Annotated in this window: 14 protein-coding genes; 5 read left to right on the top strand and 9 right to left on the bottom strand. The window is 60.4% G+C overall.

Annotated features, from left to right (window positions below; genetic code table 11):
• Positions 1–2 precede the first annotated feature (2 nt).
• Both lsrF and lsrG read left to right on the top strand, forming a co-directional pair.
• Entirely contained in the window at positions 3–890 is an 888-nt protein-coding gene (lsrF, locus tag HMPREF3140_RS03290) for a 3-hydroxy-5-phosphonooxypentane-2,4-dione thiolase (protein ID WP_002917724.1), read from the top strand.
• On the top strand, positions 887–1,183 hold the full coding sequence (gene lsrG / locus HMPREF3140_RS03285) for a (4S)-4-hydroxy-5-phosphonooxypentane-2,3-dione isomerase (protein WP_004181386.1): 297 nt from the start codon (positions 887–889) through the stop codon (positions 1,181–1,183). The genes lsrF and lsrG overlap by 4 nt, the downstream gene beginning before the upstream one ends.
• A 46-nt stretch (positions 1,184–1,229) precedes the next feature.
• Here lsrG and ygjG read toward each other — a convergent pair whose 3' ends face one another.
• Together ygjG and HMPREF3140_RS03275 are read right to left on the bottom strand one after the other, a co-directional pair.
• Complete coding sequence (ygjG, locus tag HMPREF3140_RS03280; RefSeq protein WP_021465185.1) at positions 1,230–2,609, bottom strand: putrescine aminotransferase; 1,380 nt, start codon at positions 2,607–2,609, stop codon at positions 1,230–1,232.
• A 257-nt stretch (positions 2,610–2,866) separates the two neighbouring features.
• Positions 2,867–3,421 carry a PadR family transcriptional regulator gene (locus tag HMPREF3140_RS03275; protein ID WP_002917718.1) on the bottom strand — a complete coding sequence of 185 codons (555 nt, stop codon included), beginning with the start codon at positions 3,419–3,421 and terminating at the stop codon, positions 2,867–2,869.
• Between the two features lie 238 nt (positions 3,422–3,659).
• Between HMPREF3140_RS03275 and HMPREF3140_RS03265 the strand changes: the two genes are divergently transcribed.
• Positions 3,660–4,436 carry a siderophore-interacting protein gene (locus HMPREF3140_RS03265; RefSeq protein ID WP_004144829.1) on the top strand — a complete coding sequence of 259 codons (777 nt, stop codon included), beginning with the start codon at positions 3,660–3,662 and terminating at the stop codon, positions 4,434–4,436.
• A gap of 155 nt (positions 4,437–4,591) precedes the next feature.
• Here HMPREF3140_RS03265 and HMPREF3140_RS03260 read toward each other — a convergent pair whose 3' ends face one another.
• The 5 genes from HMPREF3140_RS03260 to HMPREF3140_RS03240 form a co-directional block, all read right to left on the bottom strand.
• On the bottom strand, positions 4,592–6,241 hold the full coding sequence (locus HMPREF3140_RS03260) for a glycerone kinase (RefSeq protein WP_004185760.1): 1,650 nt from the start codon (positions 6,239–6,241) through the stop codon (positions 4,592–4,594).
• Positions 6,242–6,316: 75 nt separating this feature from the next.
• Positions 6,317–7,738 (bottom strand): dihydroxyacetone kinase phosphoryl donor subunit DhaM, encoded by a 1,422-nt coding sequence (gene dhaM, locus HMPREF3140_RS03255; protein ID WP_004174229.1) that lies wholly within the window; start codon positions 7,736–7,738, stop codon positions 6,317–6,319.
• 10 nt (positions 7,739–7,748) lie between these two features.
• The gene (gene dhaL, locus HMPREF3140_RS03250; protein WP_002917683.1) at positions 7,749–8,381 is read right to left on the bottom strand and encodes a dihydroxyacetone kinase subunit DhaL; all 633 of its coding nucleotides are present in this window, start codon (positions 8,379–8,381) and stop codon (positions 7,749–7,751) included.
• A gap of 10 nt (positions 8,382–8,391) precedes the next feature.
• Positions 8,392–9,462 carry a dihydroxyacetone kinase subunit DhaK gene (dhaK, locus tag HMPREF3140_RS03245; RefSeq protein ID WP_002917682.1) on the bottom strand — a complete coding sequence of 357 codons (1,071 nt, stop codon included), beginning with the start codon at positions 9,460–9,462 and terminating at the stop codon, positions 8,392–8,394.
• A 155-nt stretch (positions 9,463–9,617) separates the two neighbouring features.
• Entirely contained in the window at positions 9,618–9,803 is a 186-nt protein-coding gene (locus tag HMPREF3140_RS03240; RefSeq protein WP_020324489.1) for a hypothetical protein, read from the bottom strand.
• A 269-nt stretch (positions 9,804–10,072) separates the two neighbouring features.
• On the opposite strand from HMPREF3140_RS03240, the gene HMPREF3140_RS03235 reads away from it, so the two are divergent.
• The gene (locus HMPREF3140_RS03235; protein ID WP_002917681.1) at positions 10,073–11,170 is read left to right on the top strand and encodes a glycerol dehydrogenase; all 1,098 of its coding nucleotides are present in this window, start codon (positions 10,073–10,075) and stop codon (positions 11,168–11,170) included.
• A 101-nt stretch (positions 11,171–11,271) separates the two neighbouring features.
• Entirely contained in the window at positions 11,272–13,197 is a 1,926-nt protein-coding gene (gene dhaR, locus HMPREF3140_RS03230; RefSeq protein WP_070552847.1) for a dihydroxyacetone kinase operon transcriptional regulator DhaR, read from the top strand.
• Here the strand turns inward: dhaR and HMPREF3140_RS03225 are convergent.
• Complete coding sequence (locus tag HMPREF3140_RS03225; protein WP_004210508.1) at positions 13,175–13,705, bottom strand: cob(I)yrinic acid a,c-diamide adenosyltransferase; 531 nt, start codon at positions 13,703–13,705, stop codon at positions 13,175–13,177. The two genes, dhaR and HMPREF3140_RS03225, sit on opposite strands and share 23 nt — an antisense overlap.
• Complete coding sequence (locus HMPREF3140_RS03220; protein WP_002917678.1) at positions 13,706–14,059, bottom strand: glycerol dehydratase reactivase beta/small subunit family protein; 354 nt, start codon at positions 14,057–14,059, stop codon at positions 13,706–13,708.
• Positions 14,060–14,075: the final 16 nt, after the last annotated feature.

The following is a 14,075-nucleotide window of genomic DNA, read 5'->3' as shown; positions in this document are numbered from 1 at the left end:
AGATGGCAGATTTAGACGATATCAAAGAGGGGAAGGACTTCGGTATTGACCGCCCGCAGCAGAATACGCTGTATACCCTGAAAGGCTGCGGCTCGCTGGACTGGGGCATGCAGTCGCGGCTGGCGCGCATTTTTAATCCGCACAGCAACCGCACGGTGATGCTGGCCTTCGATCACGGCTACTTCCAGGGGCCAACGACCGGGCTTGAGCGTATCGACCTGTCGATTGCGCCGCTGTTTGCCGACACCGACGTGCTGATGTGCACCCGCGGCGTACTGCGCAGCCAGGTACCGGCGGCCACCAATAAGCCGGTGGTGCTCCGCGCCTCCGGCGGCAATTCGATTTTGAGCGAACTCTCCAACGAATGCGTGGCGGTGGCGATGGAAGACGCGCTGCGGCTCAACGTATGCGCGGTGGCGGCGCAGGTCTATATCGGCAGCGAATACGAACATCAGTCGATCAATAACATCATCAAACTGGTGGACGCCGGCAATCGCTACGGTATGCCGGTCCTGGCGGTTACCGGCGTCGGCAAAGAGATGACCCGCGATGCGCGCTACTTCTCGCTGGCCAGCCGGATTGCCGCCGAAATGGGGGCGCAGTTTGTGAAGACCTATTTCGTTGAGGAAGGCTTTGAAAAAGTGACCGCCAGCTGTCCGGTGCCGATCGTTATCGCCGGCGGTAAAAAACTGCCGGAGCATGAGGCGCTGGAGATGTGCTGGCGGGCGATCGACCAGGGCGCGTCCGGGGTGGATATGGGGCGCAACATCTTCCAGTCCAGCGCCCCGCGCGCGATGCTGAAGGCGGTGAAAAAGGTGGTGCATGAGAATCTGAACGCGCGCGAAGCGTATCAGTTCTGGCAGGAAGAAAAACAGGGAGAGCTGAAATGAACGTCACGCTAGTGGAGATCAATATTAAACCCGAGCGGGTGGATGAGTTTCTCGAGGTGTTTCGCGCCAACCACGAGGGCGCGCTGCGGGAGCCAGGCAACCTGCGCTTTGATGTCCTGCAGGATCCCGAGGTGAAAACCCGCTTTTTTATCTACGAAGCCTATAAAGACGATGAGGCGGTGCTGGCGCATAAGAAGACGCCGCACTATTTAGCCTGCGTCGAAAAGCTGGAGGAGATGATGTCGCAGCCGCGGCAGAAGCGCAGCTTTATCGGCCTGTTACCGCAGGTGTGAGGGTTATCCTTCACCCTCTCAGAGGGAGAGGGTGAAGGACACTTTATTACGCTTCTTCGACCGAAACGCGCAGGGCCGCCAGCGCCTTGCGTGCCGCCTTCAGCACCTGCTCGCACTGCTCAAGGGTGAGCGTCAGCGGCGGTTCAATGCGGATCGTCTTGGCGTTGTTTAACGTCCCGGCGACCAGCACCCGCTGTCTGAACATCTCGCTGGCAAAGTCGTAGCCAATCTCGTTATCAACAAACTCGATAGCCATCAGCATGCCTTTCCCGCGCACTTCATTCACCAGATCCGGATACTCCTGCGCCAGCAGGCGGAAACCGTCCAGCAGCATATCGCCTTTCTGCGCCGCCTGCGCCGGCAGGTTTTGCGTCAGCAGCACGTTGATCGTCGCCAGCGCCGCCGCACAGGCCAACGGGTTGCCGCCGAAGGTGGTGGTGTGCAGGAACGGGTTATCGAAGAGCACCGAGAAGACCTCTTCCGTCGCCACCGTCGCGCCGATCGGCATCACACCGCCGCCGAGCGCTTTCGCCAGACACAGAATGTCCGGCTGGACGTTCTCATGCTCGCAGGCGAACATCTTGCCGGTGCGGCCCATGCCGGTCTGCACTTCGTCGAGGATCAGCAATGCGCCAAACTCGTCGCACAGTTTACGCACCGCCGGTAAGTAACCCGCCGGCGGGAGGATCACGCCCCCTTCGCCCTGAATCGGCTCGAGGATCACCGCCGCGACGTCGTCGCCGGTTTTCTTGCACTCGCTCAGCATGGTGCGCATGGCGTTGATATCGCCGAACGGCACGTGGCGGAAGCCCGGCAGCAGCGGCATAAACGGCTTGCGGAAGGTCGACTTGGCGGTGGCCGACAGCGCGCCCAACGATTTACCGTGGAAGGCGCCGCTGGTGGCGATGAAGGTAAATTTACCGCGCGGCGACTGATAGGCTTTCGCCAGCTTGATGGCCGCCTCTACCGATTCGGTACCGCTGTTGCAGAAGAAACTGTACTTTAGTTTCCCGGGCGTTAAGGCTGCCAGGGTTTTCGCCAGCATCGCGCGTAGCGGGTCCAGCAGCTCCTGACTGTGAAGCGGTTGTTTCGCGAGTTGATTCTCGACGGCGGATACCACAACTGGATTACGGTGCCCTACATTGAAGATGCCAAACCCACCAAGGCAGTCGATAAACTCCTGTCCCTGGGTGTCGACAAGCGTATTTAACCCTCCCGCTTGCCACTCTACGGCTCCGTAATCCCCGCCGGCTGTGACCGATTTTCGATACTCTAAAAACCCCGGATTCACATGCTCTTTAAAGTATTCCCTGACCTCCTGGTTAAGTGCTTTCATTTCCTCATGATCAAGCGTGCGCTTTTCAATGAGATTCAGTGCGTGTGCGCTGCAGGCCAGAGCCGATGCGCTGGAAGGTAACCTGTTCAAAATGTGCTCCTGGGGCGGACGTATCACACGATACTGGATTAAGTATTGCAGGGATTACGCCAGTTCGGCAGAAGCGGTGAAAATCGGGATAAATGCAAAGTAAAAGACGAATTGTGTAAAATTTAATCTCATTGCGCCACTATTGGCACGTTTTATTCCTGAGCTGACGAGATTTTCTGCCTGGCGGCAATGGTCGGGGCGATCCGCCGTGGTGCGGGCTGCCCCAGCGCGGGGCAGCCGGTGGTGAAAAAAGAGGCTTAGTCGAGCTGAGAGATCTCCATCGCCGCCCGGTCAATAATGCCGATGATCTGCTTGAGCTGGGCGGCACTGCTGGCCTGCTGGTTCACTTTCAGGTCGAGGACCGCTTTGAAGTTTTCCAGCGCGCGCTTCATCTGCGGATCGCGGCGCAGCTCGCAGCCGACCATCCGCGCCTGCAGGCGCTCCTGGATATGGGCCAGGTGCTCCTGGTTTTCGGCGTGCAGCTGTTTTCCTTCCTCGCTGATAAGGATTTTCTTGCGTCCGTTGTCGTCTTCCACGCTGATAAGGCCCTGGTCCTGGAGCAGATCCAGCGTCGGATAGATCACCCCCGGGCTGGGGCTGTAGTTCCCCTGGGTAAGCGTTTCGATCTCTTTGATCAGCTCATAGCCATGGCTGGCGCTGCGGCTGAGGATATCCAGAATGATCAGCCGCAGTTCGCCGTGGCCAAAGAAACGCTGGCGACGTCCGCCGCCGCGGCGGCCATGGTCGCCGTGTTCGCTGGGATCACCGTGGCGCCCGCGTGGCCCACGCCCTTCTTCATGATGATGTCGCATGGTTACCTCCTGCTGTTTTTTGATATATCTAATTTATATCTAAAAAATGAATGTTCGCAATGCTGGTTGCTATTTATTTTTTAAGATGTTGATATATATGTGATTGTTTTCTGGATGTGGATTTTGATGCGGTTTGTTTTGACTATATCAAAAAAAGACTTGCATTCTTTTTAGTTGGCAATCATTATCATTTGCATCAAGTTTAGATATATCTATTTACCGTTCACGAAGGCAATCGATGATGACAAAAACCAAAGCAGACAAGTACCCGCAGCGTGTCCGCAATGAGCTGCGTTTCCGTGAGCTGACGGTGCTGCGCGTGGAGCGCGCAGGCGCGGCGTTCCAGCGTATCGTGCTGGGAGGCGAGGCGCTGGAAGGCTTCGCCTCTCACGGCTTTGACGACCATACCAAGCTTTTTTTCCCCGAGCCGGGCGCGGCATTTACCCCGCCGCAGGTGACCGAGGAGGGGATTGACTGGGGGGAAGGCGTGCGGCCTGCCACCCGCGACTATACGCCGCTGTACGATGCCGAACGTCACGAGCTGGCTTACGATTTCTATATCCACGATGGCGGTATCGCCAGCCGTTGGGCGCTGGAAGCAAAAGTGGGCGATAAGCTGGTGATCGGCGGCCCGCGCGGCTCGCTGGTGGTGCCGGAAGATTATGCCTGGCAGCTGTATGTTTGCGATGAGTCCGGCATGCCGGCGCTGCGCCGTCGTCTGCTGGGATTACGCCAGCTGCCGGCGAGGCCGCAGGTGACGGCCATCGTTACTATCGCCGATGCGTCGTATAAAGATTATCTGGCGGATCTCGACGGCTTTAACATCGAGTGGGTGGTGGGCCACAATCCGGCCTTCGTCGCCGAGCGTCTGGCGCAGGTGAAGGTGCCGGCGGAGGATTATTTTATCTGGCTGACCGGCGAAGGCGCGGTGGTGAAATCGCTGCTGGCGCGCTTTGAAGACGAGAGCATCGATCAGCAGCTGGTGCGTTCCCAGGCGTACTGGCACAGCAAGTAAAAAGCCATCGTGGTAAAACCCGGATAGCGGCGCGTCGCGCCTTATCCGGGCTACCGGCGGTGCCGTTTTTTGTCGGGTGGCGGCTTACGCCTTACCCGACCTGCTATTCGGCGGTGTTACATCGCCCCGGTAAGCGCAGCGCCACCGGGGAAGGCTTAGCGTTCCGCCAGCGCCTTAAACACCATCGCCACCGCGTGGGCGCCGGGGTCCATGTTGCCGAGCAGGCTATCGCTGTTGAGATAGGACGCGCGTCCGGCGCCGGCTTTGCTTGACTGGCAGGTGCGATCCGCCCCGGCCTGCGCCGCGGCGAAAGCGGCCTGCAGATTCTCCGGTTCGGCCAGCAGCGCCGCCAGGGCCGGCTGCAGAGCGTCGATCATCGTCCGGTCTCCCTCATCGGCGCCGCCGTAAAACTTCATCTGTTCCAGACCGGCGTTCAGCGCCTCGGCCACGCTGGCGCCTTGCCCCAGCTTCTGCCCGGCAGCGGTGAAGAAGATAGACATCAATACCCCGCTGGAGCCGCCCATCACCACCGTCAGGCGTTCGCCGATCAGCGCGAAGAGCGTTGGCAGATCGTTCAGGGGCAGCTGCTGACGCTCGAGCCGCTCGGCAATTTCGCGCGCCCCGGCGGCGAAGGTGGAGCCGGTATCGCCGTCGCCTACTTTGGCATCCAGCGCGTTGAGATGTTCTTCAAGATCGATGAGGGCGCCGGTCACCTGCGCCACGTAATCGCCCACCTGTGGGTTGGCCGAGGGTGTAAAATCCACCCGGGCGCTGTCGAGGGTGGACGGCACGACGTTGATAGTCCGCGGCTGCACCGGCTTCTGCCAGCTGGCGGTTTCCACATCCGAAAGCAGCGCTTTCTCAATACTCTCCTCCAGCACGATGGCGGTCAGCGAGAAGCCTTTCATATCCAGCGCCGTCACCAGCGAGGCCGGGCCTATTAACCAGTCAATGCGCGCCTGCAGCGGGGTGTTGGCCAGCTCGCGGGTCAGAATCGCCATCTCAGCCACCGACACGCCGCCGAGGTTATTGAGCATCACCGCCAGGCGGCCGGTTTCCGGTAGGGCGGCGGTCAGTTTTTCCACCATCAGGTTAACGATCTCCGCACTGTTTTGCGTGGCGATCGTCGAGGCGCCCGGCTCACCGTGGATGCCCATTCCCAGCTCGGCGTGACCGGCCTGATGGCGCGGCGCGCTGTCAGCTTCCTGCGGCAGGTGGCAGCTGGCCAGCGCCACCCCGATGCTGGCGGTATGGCTGGCGGCGTATTGCGCTTCACGCAGGACGGTGGCGAGGTTGAAGCCGCGCTCGGCGAAATAGCCCGCCACTTTATGCACCAGAATGGTCCCGGCGATGCCGCGCGGCTGTTTGTTATCCGGCAGCGAAATATCGTCGCCGACGATCAGCATCTCCACGTTGTAGCCGAGTCGGCGCGCTTTCTCCGCCGCCAGACCGAAGTTAAGCCGATCGCCGGTGTAGTTTTTGACGATCAGCAGGCAGCCCGCCTCGCCGGTCACTGCCTGAATGGCGGTGAGCACCGCGTCGACGCTCGGCGAGGCGAACAGATCGCCGCAGACCGCGGCGGTCAGCATACCTTTACCAATAAAGCCGACGTGCGCCGGTTCATGGCCGGCGCCGCCGCCGGAGATCACCGCCACGTTGTTTTTATTCAGATCGCGACGGACCACCACCCGGATCGCCGGGTCGCTCTCCAGACGGGCGAGGTTATTCCACGGGCTGGCGATAATGGTACCCTCAATCACATCGTTGACGAGGCTGGCGCGCTGGTTAAAAAAGAATTGAGACATAGTGGTTCCTGAAGAGTAAGCGAAAACTCACCCTCCGGAGGCAGGCCCCCGGAGCGGTAACGGTCAACGTGAATTTTAGTCACGGATAAGGCGCTGGTGGCGCATATCGAGCACGATAGTCTCGCCGGGCTGCACGCTGTTCAGCGCCTCGCCCTGCTGGCTCAGCCAGGCGATCCCCGCCGCGCGGGCGATAATCGCGCCGTGAGCCTGTTCGCTGCCATCGCGCAGGCACAGGCCTTTAACGAAGCTGGCATCCAGCTGTAAGACGGTTGAGGGATAAATGTTGTCGGCAATAATAATTGTTGGCTCGCCGGGCGTCGGCACTCTCTCCTGAACGCCCTGCAGATGGCGCAGGGTGCGCTGCAAAATATCTTCGATATCGATATAGCGCGCCTGCAGGTAGGGGTCATCCAGCTGGCGATACTGCTGGCTGAGCTCCATCAACACCTGATGCCATGCCCATTCCGCCGTGCATTGTTCGGTGAGCAGGCGATCGTTGGCGGCATCAAACAGATCGTCATCGTCGAGCAGGGTGTGGTGCCCGGCGAAGATCGCCGCGATATCGGCGTGAAATTTATTTTCCGCCAGCTCGGTCAGGGCGATAAGATCCGCCAGCGTCTGGTCAATGGCCTGGCGCAGGCGCTGCTGCTCGCGGGCGGCATCGGCGGCAGCCGGGCGGAGCGGCTGGATCAGGGCCAGCGGATAGCGCAGGGCAGCGCCTTCGACGCGCTCGGGCGTTGCCGGAGCCGCTGCCGGTTGCGCCGCAGGCGATTCACCGAAGTTATCGGCGGCCAGCGCCTGAAACGCCGCCAGCGCCGCGTCGGCATCCGGACCGCGGGCCAGCAGGCGCAGCTTATCGTTGCGGCGTACCTGCAATAGCGCGATTTGGTTGAGGCTGTCCGGTTTGACGCACTTCCCGTTTTTCTCCAGCAGCAGATCGGCGTTAAAGCCCGCCAGCGCGGCGACCAGCTTCGACGCCGGACGCACGTGCAGGCCGTTGTGATTGTTAATAATGACTGACACCGATTTTGTGTCGCCGTCGTCGGCAAGCATCGGCGCCGGCGCGGCGTCAGAAGTTGGCGAAGGTAAACCCAGCTGAACCCGCTTGGCCTCCAGGGCGCTCATGGCGTCGGCGATCACCTTGTCGATCCCGGCGCCGGAGGCAGCGCTGACGGTGGCCGCCAGCGTCCCTTCCACCAGCGGCGCGGCGCACAGTCGCACCTTCGCGGCAATCGCCGGATCGAGCAGATCGAGGGCGGTTTCGGCGCTGAGCAACGCGCTGCCGATATCCATCATCACCAGCACGTGATCGGTATCGGCCACGGATTCGATCGCCTCCATGACTTTAAGCGGATCGGTGCCGATCGGGCTGTCGGGATCGTCGATCCCGGCGGCGATCGCCAGTTTGCAGCCATCGTTGATTAACATCTGCCGGGCCAGTTCTCCGACACCTTCGCCCAGCCGGGCGCTATGAGAAACAATAACCAGGTTTACCATCGCGATTTCCTTACTCTTTGGCGGCGGCGGCCAGCATCTGAACCATAAACAGCACCGAGGTCGCGCCGGGATCCTGATGTCCGATGCTGCGCTCGCCGAGATAGCTGGCGCGGCCTTTACGCGCCTGCATAGTGATGGTGGCGTGGGCCGCACGCTCGGCCACTTCGCAGGCGGCATCCATCGCGGCGGCGATCGACAGGTGCTGCTCGCTGGACTGGCGCAGGGAGTCCACCACCGGCAGCCAGACGTCGCACATGGTTTTATCCCCTGGCTCCGCTTTGCCGCGATTGACGACACCGTCCGCACCTTCGCGGATCATCAGGTACAGCTCGTCGAGCGTCAGGCTCTGGTGGGCCTGGGTCACCTGCGCGGCGCGAATGAAGAAGGTGCCGAACAGCGGGCCGCTGGCGCCGCCGACGTTGGAGAGCAGCGTCATGCCGGTGTTTTTGAGGATAAAGCCAATATCTTTATCGGCAATCGACGGCAGCTTTTCGACCACTTTACTGAAACCGCGGTGCATATTGAGACCGTGGTCGGCGTCGCCAATCTCTTTATCGAGGCCGGTGAGAAAATCGCTCTCTTTGGTGAAAATATCGCCGCAGCGGTACAGCCAGTCGACGATTTGCGTTCTGTTCAGTGACATGTCGTGCTCCTTAGTTTCCCCAGTTCAGCGCCGGGGTGTGAACCGGGGCGTCCCATAGCGTCAGCGTCTCGTCATCCACTTTCAGCAGAGTGATGGAGAAGCCCGCCATATCCAGCGAAGTACAGTAGCTGCCGATGAGGTTGCGTTCGATGATGATGCCGGACGCTTCGCAGCGCTGGGCGAGGCGGTTATACACGCCATACAGTTCGGAAAGCGGAGTGGCGCCGAGGTTATTAACCAGCGCGATAACCCGGTCGCCGTTTTGCAACGCGGTTTTGCTCTGCTGCACTTCCTGCCACGCGCCCTTGACGGTATCCCACTGGCGCAGCGTGCGGCTGTAAGCGCCGTTTTCCAGCAGGGTATCGAACATCTCATCGACGGTTTGGTCCAGCGAGCTGAAGCGGCGGCGGTCGATGCCCGGCTCGCCGTGAATGCCGACGCCGAACTCCATCTCGTCATCTTTCAGCGTAAAGGAGGGCTGCCCGGCAGCCGGTACGGTGCAGGCGCCAAGGGCGATACCAATCGAGTGGCCGAGATTGTTCAGGCGGCGGCCCAGTTCAGCGCAGGCTTCCAGCGAGTCGCCGCGCTCGGCGGCGGCGCCGACCAATTTTTCGATCAGTACGGTGTTGGCGACGCCGCGACGACCGGCGGTATAGAGGCTGTCTTTCACCGCCACGTCGTCGTCGACCACCACGGTGGTGACTTTAATGCCGCTCTCATGCAGCAGCTCGGTGGCGGTCTCAAAATTCAGGATGTCGCCGGTATAGTTTTTGATAATTAGCAAGACGCCTTCGCCGCCGTCAATTTGCATCGCGCATTCAAACATTTTGTCCGGCGTCGGCGAGGTGAAGATTTCCCCCGGACAGGCGCCGGAGAGCATGCCCTGGCCGATATAGCCGCAGTGCATCGGTTCATGTCCGCTGCCGCCGCCGGAGAGCAGGGCCACCTTGCCAGCCACCGGCGCGTCGGTGCGGGTCACATACAGCGGGTCCTGATGCAGGGTCAGCTGCGGATGGGCTTTAGCCAGCCCCTGTAATTGTTCATTCAGTACATCTTCAACACGGTTAATCAGCTTTTTCATTATTCAGTGCTCCGTTGGAGAAGGTTCGATGCCGCCTCTCTGCTGGCGGAGGCGGTCATCGCGTAGGGGTATCGTCTGACGGTGGAGCGTGCCTGGCGATATGATGATTCTGGCTGAGCGGACGAAAAAAAGAATGCCCCGACGATCGGGTTTCATTACGAAACATTGCTTCCTGATTTTGTTTCTTTATGGAACGTTTTTGCTGAGGATATGGTGAAAATGCGAGCTGGCGCGCTTTTTTTCTTCTGCCATAAGCGGCGGTCAGGATAGCCGGCGAAGCGGGTGGGAAAAAATTTTTTGCTGATTTTCTGCCGACTGCGGGAGAAAAGGCGGTCAAACACGGAGGATTGTAAGGGCATTATGCGGCAAAGGAGCGGATCGGGATCGCAATCCTGACAGAGACTAGGGTTTTTTGTTCCAATATGGAACGTAAAAAATTAACCTGTGTTTCATATCAGAACAAAAAGGCGAAAGGTTTTTTTGTTCCCTGCCGGCCCTACAGTGATCGCACTGCTCCGGTACGCTCCGTTCAGGCCGCGCTTCACTGGCCGGCGCGGATAACGCCAGGGCTCATCATGTTTACATGCGCACTTATTTGAGGGTGAAAGGAATGCTAAAAGTTATTCAATCTCCAGCCAAATATCTTCAGGGTCCTGATGCTGCTGTTCTGTTCGGTCAATATGCCAAAAACCTGGCGGAGAGCTTCTTCGTCATCGCCGACGATTTCGTAATGAAGCTGGCGGGAGAGAAAGTGGTGAATGGCCTGCAGAGCCACGATATTCGCTGCCATGCGGAACGGTTTAACGGCGAATGCAGCCATGCGGAAATCAACCGTCTGATGGCGATTTTGCAAAAACAGGGCTGCCGCGGCGTGGTCGGGATCGGCGGTGGTAAAACCCTCGATACCGCGAAGGCGATCGGTTACTACCAGAAGCTGCCGGTGGTGGTGATCCCGACCATCGCCTCGACCGATGCGCCAACCAGCGCGCTGTCGGTGATCTACACCGAAGCGGGCGAGTTTGAAGAGTATCTGATCTATCCGAAAAACCCGGATATGGTGGTGATGGACACGGCGATTATCGCCAAAGCGCCGGTACGCCTGCTGGTCTCCGGCATGGGCGATGCGCTCTCCACCTGGTTCGAGGCCAAAGCTTGCTACGATGCGCGCGCCACCAGCATGGCCGGAGGACAGTCCACCGAGGCGGCGTTGAGCCTCGCCCGCCTGTGCTATGATACGCTGCTGGCGGAGGGCGAAAAGGCCCGTCTGGCGGCGCAGGCCGGGGTAGTGACCGAAGCGCTGGAGCGCATCATCGAGGCGAACACTTATCTCAGCGGCATTGGCTTTGAAAGCAGTGGCCTGGCCGCCGCCCACGCAATCCACAACGGTTTCACCATTCTTGAAGAGTGCCACCATCTGTATCACGGTGAGAAAGTGGCCTTCGGTACCCTGGCGCAGCTGGTGCTGCAGAACAGCCCGATGGACGAGATTGAAACGGTGCTGGGCTTCTGCCAGCGCGTCGGCCTGCCGGTGACGCTCGCGCAGATGGGCGTCAAAGAGGGGATCGACGAGAAAATCGCCGCGGTGGCGAAAGCCACCTGCGCGGAAGGGGAAACCATCCATAATATGCCGTTTGCGGTGACCCCGGAGAGCGTCCATGCCGCTATCCTCACCGCCGATCTGTTAGGCCAGCAGTGGCTGGCGCGTTAATTCGCGGTGGCTAAACCGCTGGCCCAGGTCAGCGGTTTTTCTTTCTCCCCTCCGGCAGTCGCTGCCGGAGGGGTTCTCTATGGTACAACGCGGAAAAGGATATGACTGTTCAGACTCAGGAAACCGGGAAGGCGGTCTCTTCCGTCATCGCCCAGTCATGGCACCGCTGCAGCAAGTTTATGCAGCGCGAAACCTGGCAAACGCCGCACCAGGCCCAGGGCCTGACCTTCGACTCCATCTGTCGGCGTAAAACCGCGCTGCTGACCATCGGTCAGGCGGCGCTGGAAGACGCCTGGGAGTTTATGGACGGTCGCCCCTGCGCGCTGTTTATTCTTGATGAGTCTGCCTGCATCCTCAGCCGTTGCGGCGAGCCGCAAACCCTGGCCCAGCTGGCTGCCCTGGGATTTCGCGACGGCAGCTATTGTGCGGAGAGCATTATCGGCACCTGCGCGCTGTCGCTGGCCGCGATGCAGGGCCAGCCGATCAACACCGCCGGCGATCGGCATTTTAAGCAGGCGCTACAGCCATGGAGTTTTTGCTCGACGCCGGTGTTTGATAACCACGGGCGGCTGTTCGGCTCTATTTCGCTTTGCTGTCTGGTCGAGCACCAGTCCAGCGCCGACCTCTCCCTGACGCTGGCCATCGCCCGCGAGGTGGGTAACTCCCTGCTCACCGACAGCCTGCTGGCGGAATCCAACCGTCACCTTAATCAGATGTACGGCCTGCTGGAGAGCATGGACGATGGGGTGATGGCGTGGAACGAACAGGGCGTGCTGCAGTTTCTCAATGTTCAGGCGGCGAGACTGCTGCATCTTGATGTTCAGGCCAGCCAGGGGAAAAATATCGCCGATCTGGTGACCCTCCCGGCGCTGCTGCGCCGCGCCATCAAACACGCCCGCGGCCTGAATCACGTCGAAGTCACCTTTGAAAGTCAGCATCAGTTTGTCGACGCGGTGATCACCTTAAAACCGATTGTCGAGGCGCAAGGCAACAGTTTTATTCTGCTGCTGCATCCGGTGGAGCAGATGCGGCAGCTGATGACCAGCCAGCTCGGTAAAGTCAGCCACACCTTTGAGCAGATGTCTGCCGACGATCCGGAAACCCGACGCCTGATCCACTTTGGCCGCCAGGCGGCGCGCGGTGGCTTCCCGGTGCTGCTGTGCGGCGAAGAGGGGGTTGGGAAAGAGCTGCTGAGCCAGGCTATCCACAATGAAAGCGAACGGGCGGGCGGCCCCTATATCGCCGTCAACTGCCAGCTGTATGCCGACAGCGTGCTGGGCCAGGATTTTATGGGCAGCGCCCCTACCGACGATGAAAATGGCCGCCTGAGCCGCCTTGAGCTAGCCAACGGCGGCACCCTGTTTCTGGAAAAGATCGAGTATCTGGCGCCGGAGCTGCAGTCGGCCCTGCTGCAGGTAATTAAGCAGGGCGTGCTCACCCGCCTCGACGCCCGGCGCCTGATCCCGGTGGATGTGAAGGTGATTGCCACCACCACCGTCGATCTGGCCAATCTGGTGGAACAGAACCGCTTTAGCCGCCAGCTGTACTATGCGCTGCACTCCTTTGAGATCGTCATCCCGCCGCTGCGCGCCCGACGCAACAGTATTCCGTCGCTGGTGCATAACCGGTTGAAGAGCCTGGAGAAGCGTTTCTCTTCGCGACTGAAAGTGGACGATGACGCGCTGGCGCAGCTGGTGGCCTACTCGTGGCCGGGGAATGATTTTGAGCTCAATAGCGTCATTGAGAATATCGCCATCAGCAGCGACAACGGCCACATTCGCCTGAGTAATCTGCCGGAATATCTCTTTTCCGAGCGGCCGGGCGGGGATAGCGCGTCATCGCTGCTGCCGGCCAGCCTGACCTTTAGCGCCATCGAAAAGGAAGCTATTATTCACGCCGCCCGGGAGACCAGCGGGCGGGTGCAGGAGATGTCGCAGCTGCTCAATATCGGCCGCACCACCCTGTGGCGCAAAATGAAGCAGTACGATATTGACGCCAGCCAGTTCAAGCGCAAGCATCAGGCCTAGTCTCCTCGATACGCGCCATGGAGAACAGGGCATCCGACAGGCGATTGCTGTAGCGTTTGAGCGCGTCGCGCAGCGGATGCGCGCGGTCCATGGCCGTCAGCAGACGTTCGAGCCGACGGGACTGGGTGCGCGCCACGTGCAGCTGGGCAGAGGCGAGATTCCTCCCCGGGATCACGAACTGTTTTAACGGGCCGCTCTCGGCCATATTGCGGTCGATAAGCCGCTCCAGGGCGGTGATCTCCTCTTCGCCGACCGTCTGGCTCAGGCGGGTCAGGCCCCGCGCATCGCTGGCCAGTTCAGCCCCCAGCACGAACAGCGTCTGCTGAATATGGTGCAGGCTTTCCCGGAGCCCGGCGTCGCGGGTCGTGGCGTAGCAGACGCCCAGTTGGGATATCAGTTCATCGACGGTGCCGTAGGCCTCGACGCGAATATGGTCTTTCTCGATGCGGCTGCCGCCGTACAGGGCGGTGGTGCCTTTATCCCCGGTGCGGGTATAGATACGATACATTCAGTTTCTCTCACTTAACGGCAGGACTTTAACCAGCTGCCCGGCGTTGGCGCCGAGCGTACGCAGATGATCGTCGCTATCGGTGACGTGTCCGGTAGCCAGCGGCGCGTCCGCCGGCAGCTGGGCATGAGTGAGGGCTATCTCGCCGGACGCGCTGAGCCCGATACCCACCCGCAGGGGCGAGCTTCTGGCCGCCAGGGCGCCCAGCGCAGCGGCGTCACCGCCTCCGTCATAGGTTATGGTCTGGCAGGGGACCCCCTGCTCCTCCAGCCCCCAGCACAGCTCATTGATGGCGCCGGCATGGTGCCCGCGCGGATCGTAAAACAGGCGTACGCCTGGCGGTGAAAGCGACATGACGGTCCCCTCGTTT

Source organism: Klebsiella sp. HMSC16A12, from assembly GCF_001808265.1.
In the GTDB taxonomy this organism is placed as follows: domain Bacteria; phylum Pseudomonadota; class Gammaproteobacteria; order Enterobacterales; family Enterobacteriaceae; genus Klebsiella; species Klebsiella pneumoniae.
Note: the sequence above shows the minus strand (reverse complement) of the source record. Positions and strands in the feature narration are given on the sequence as shown.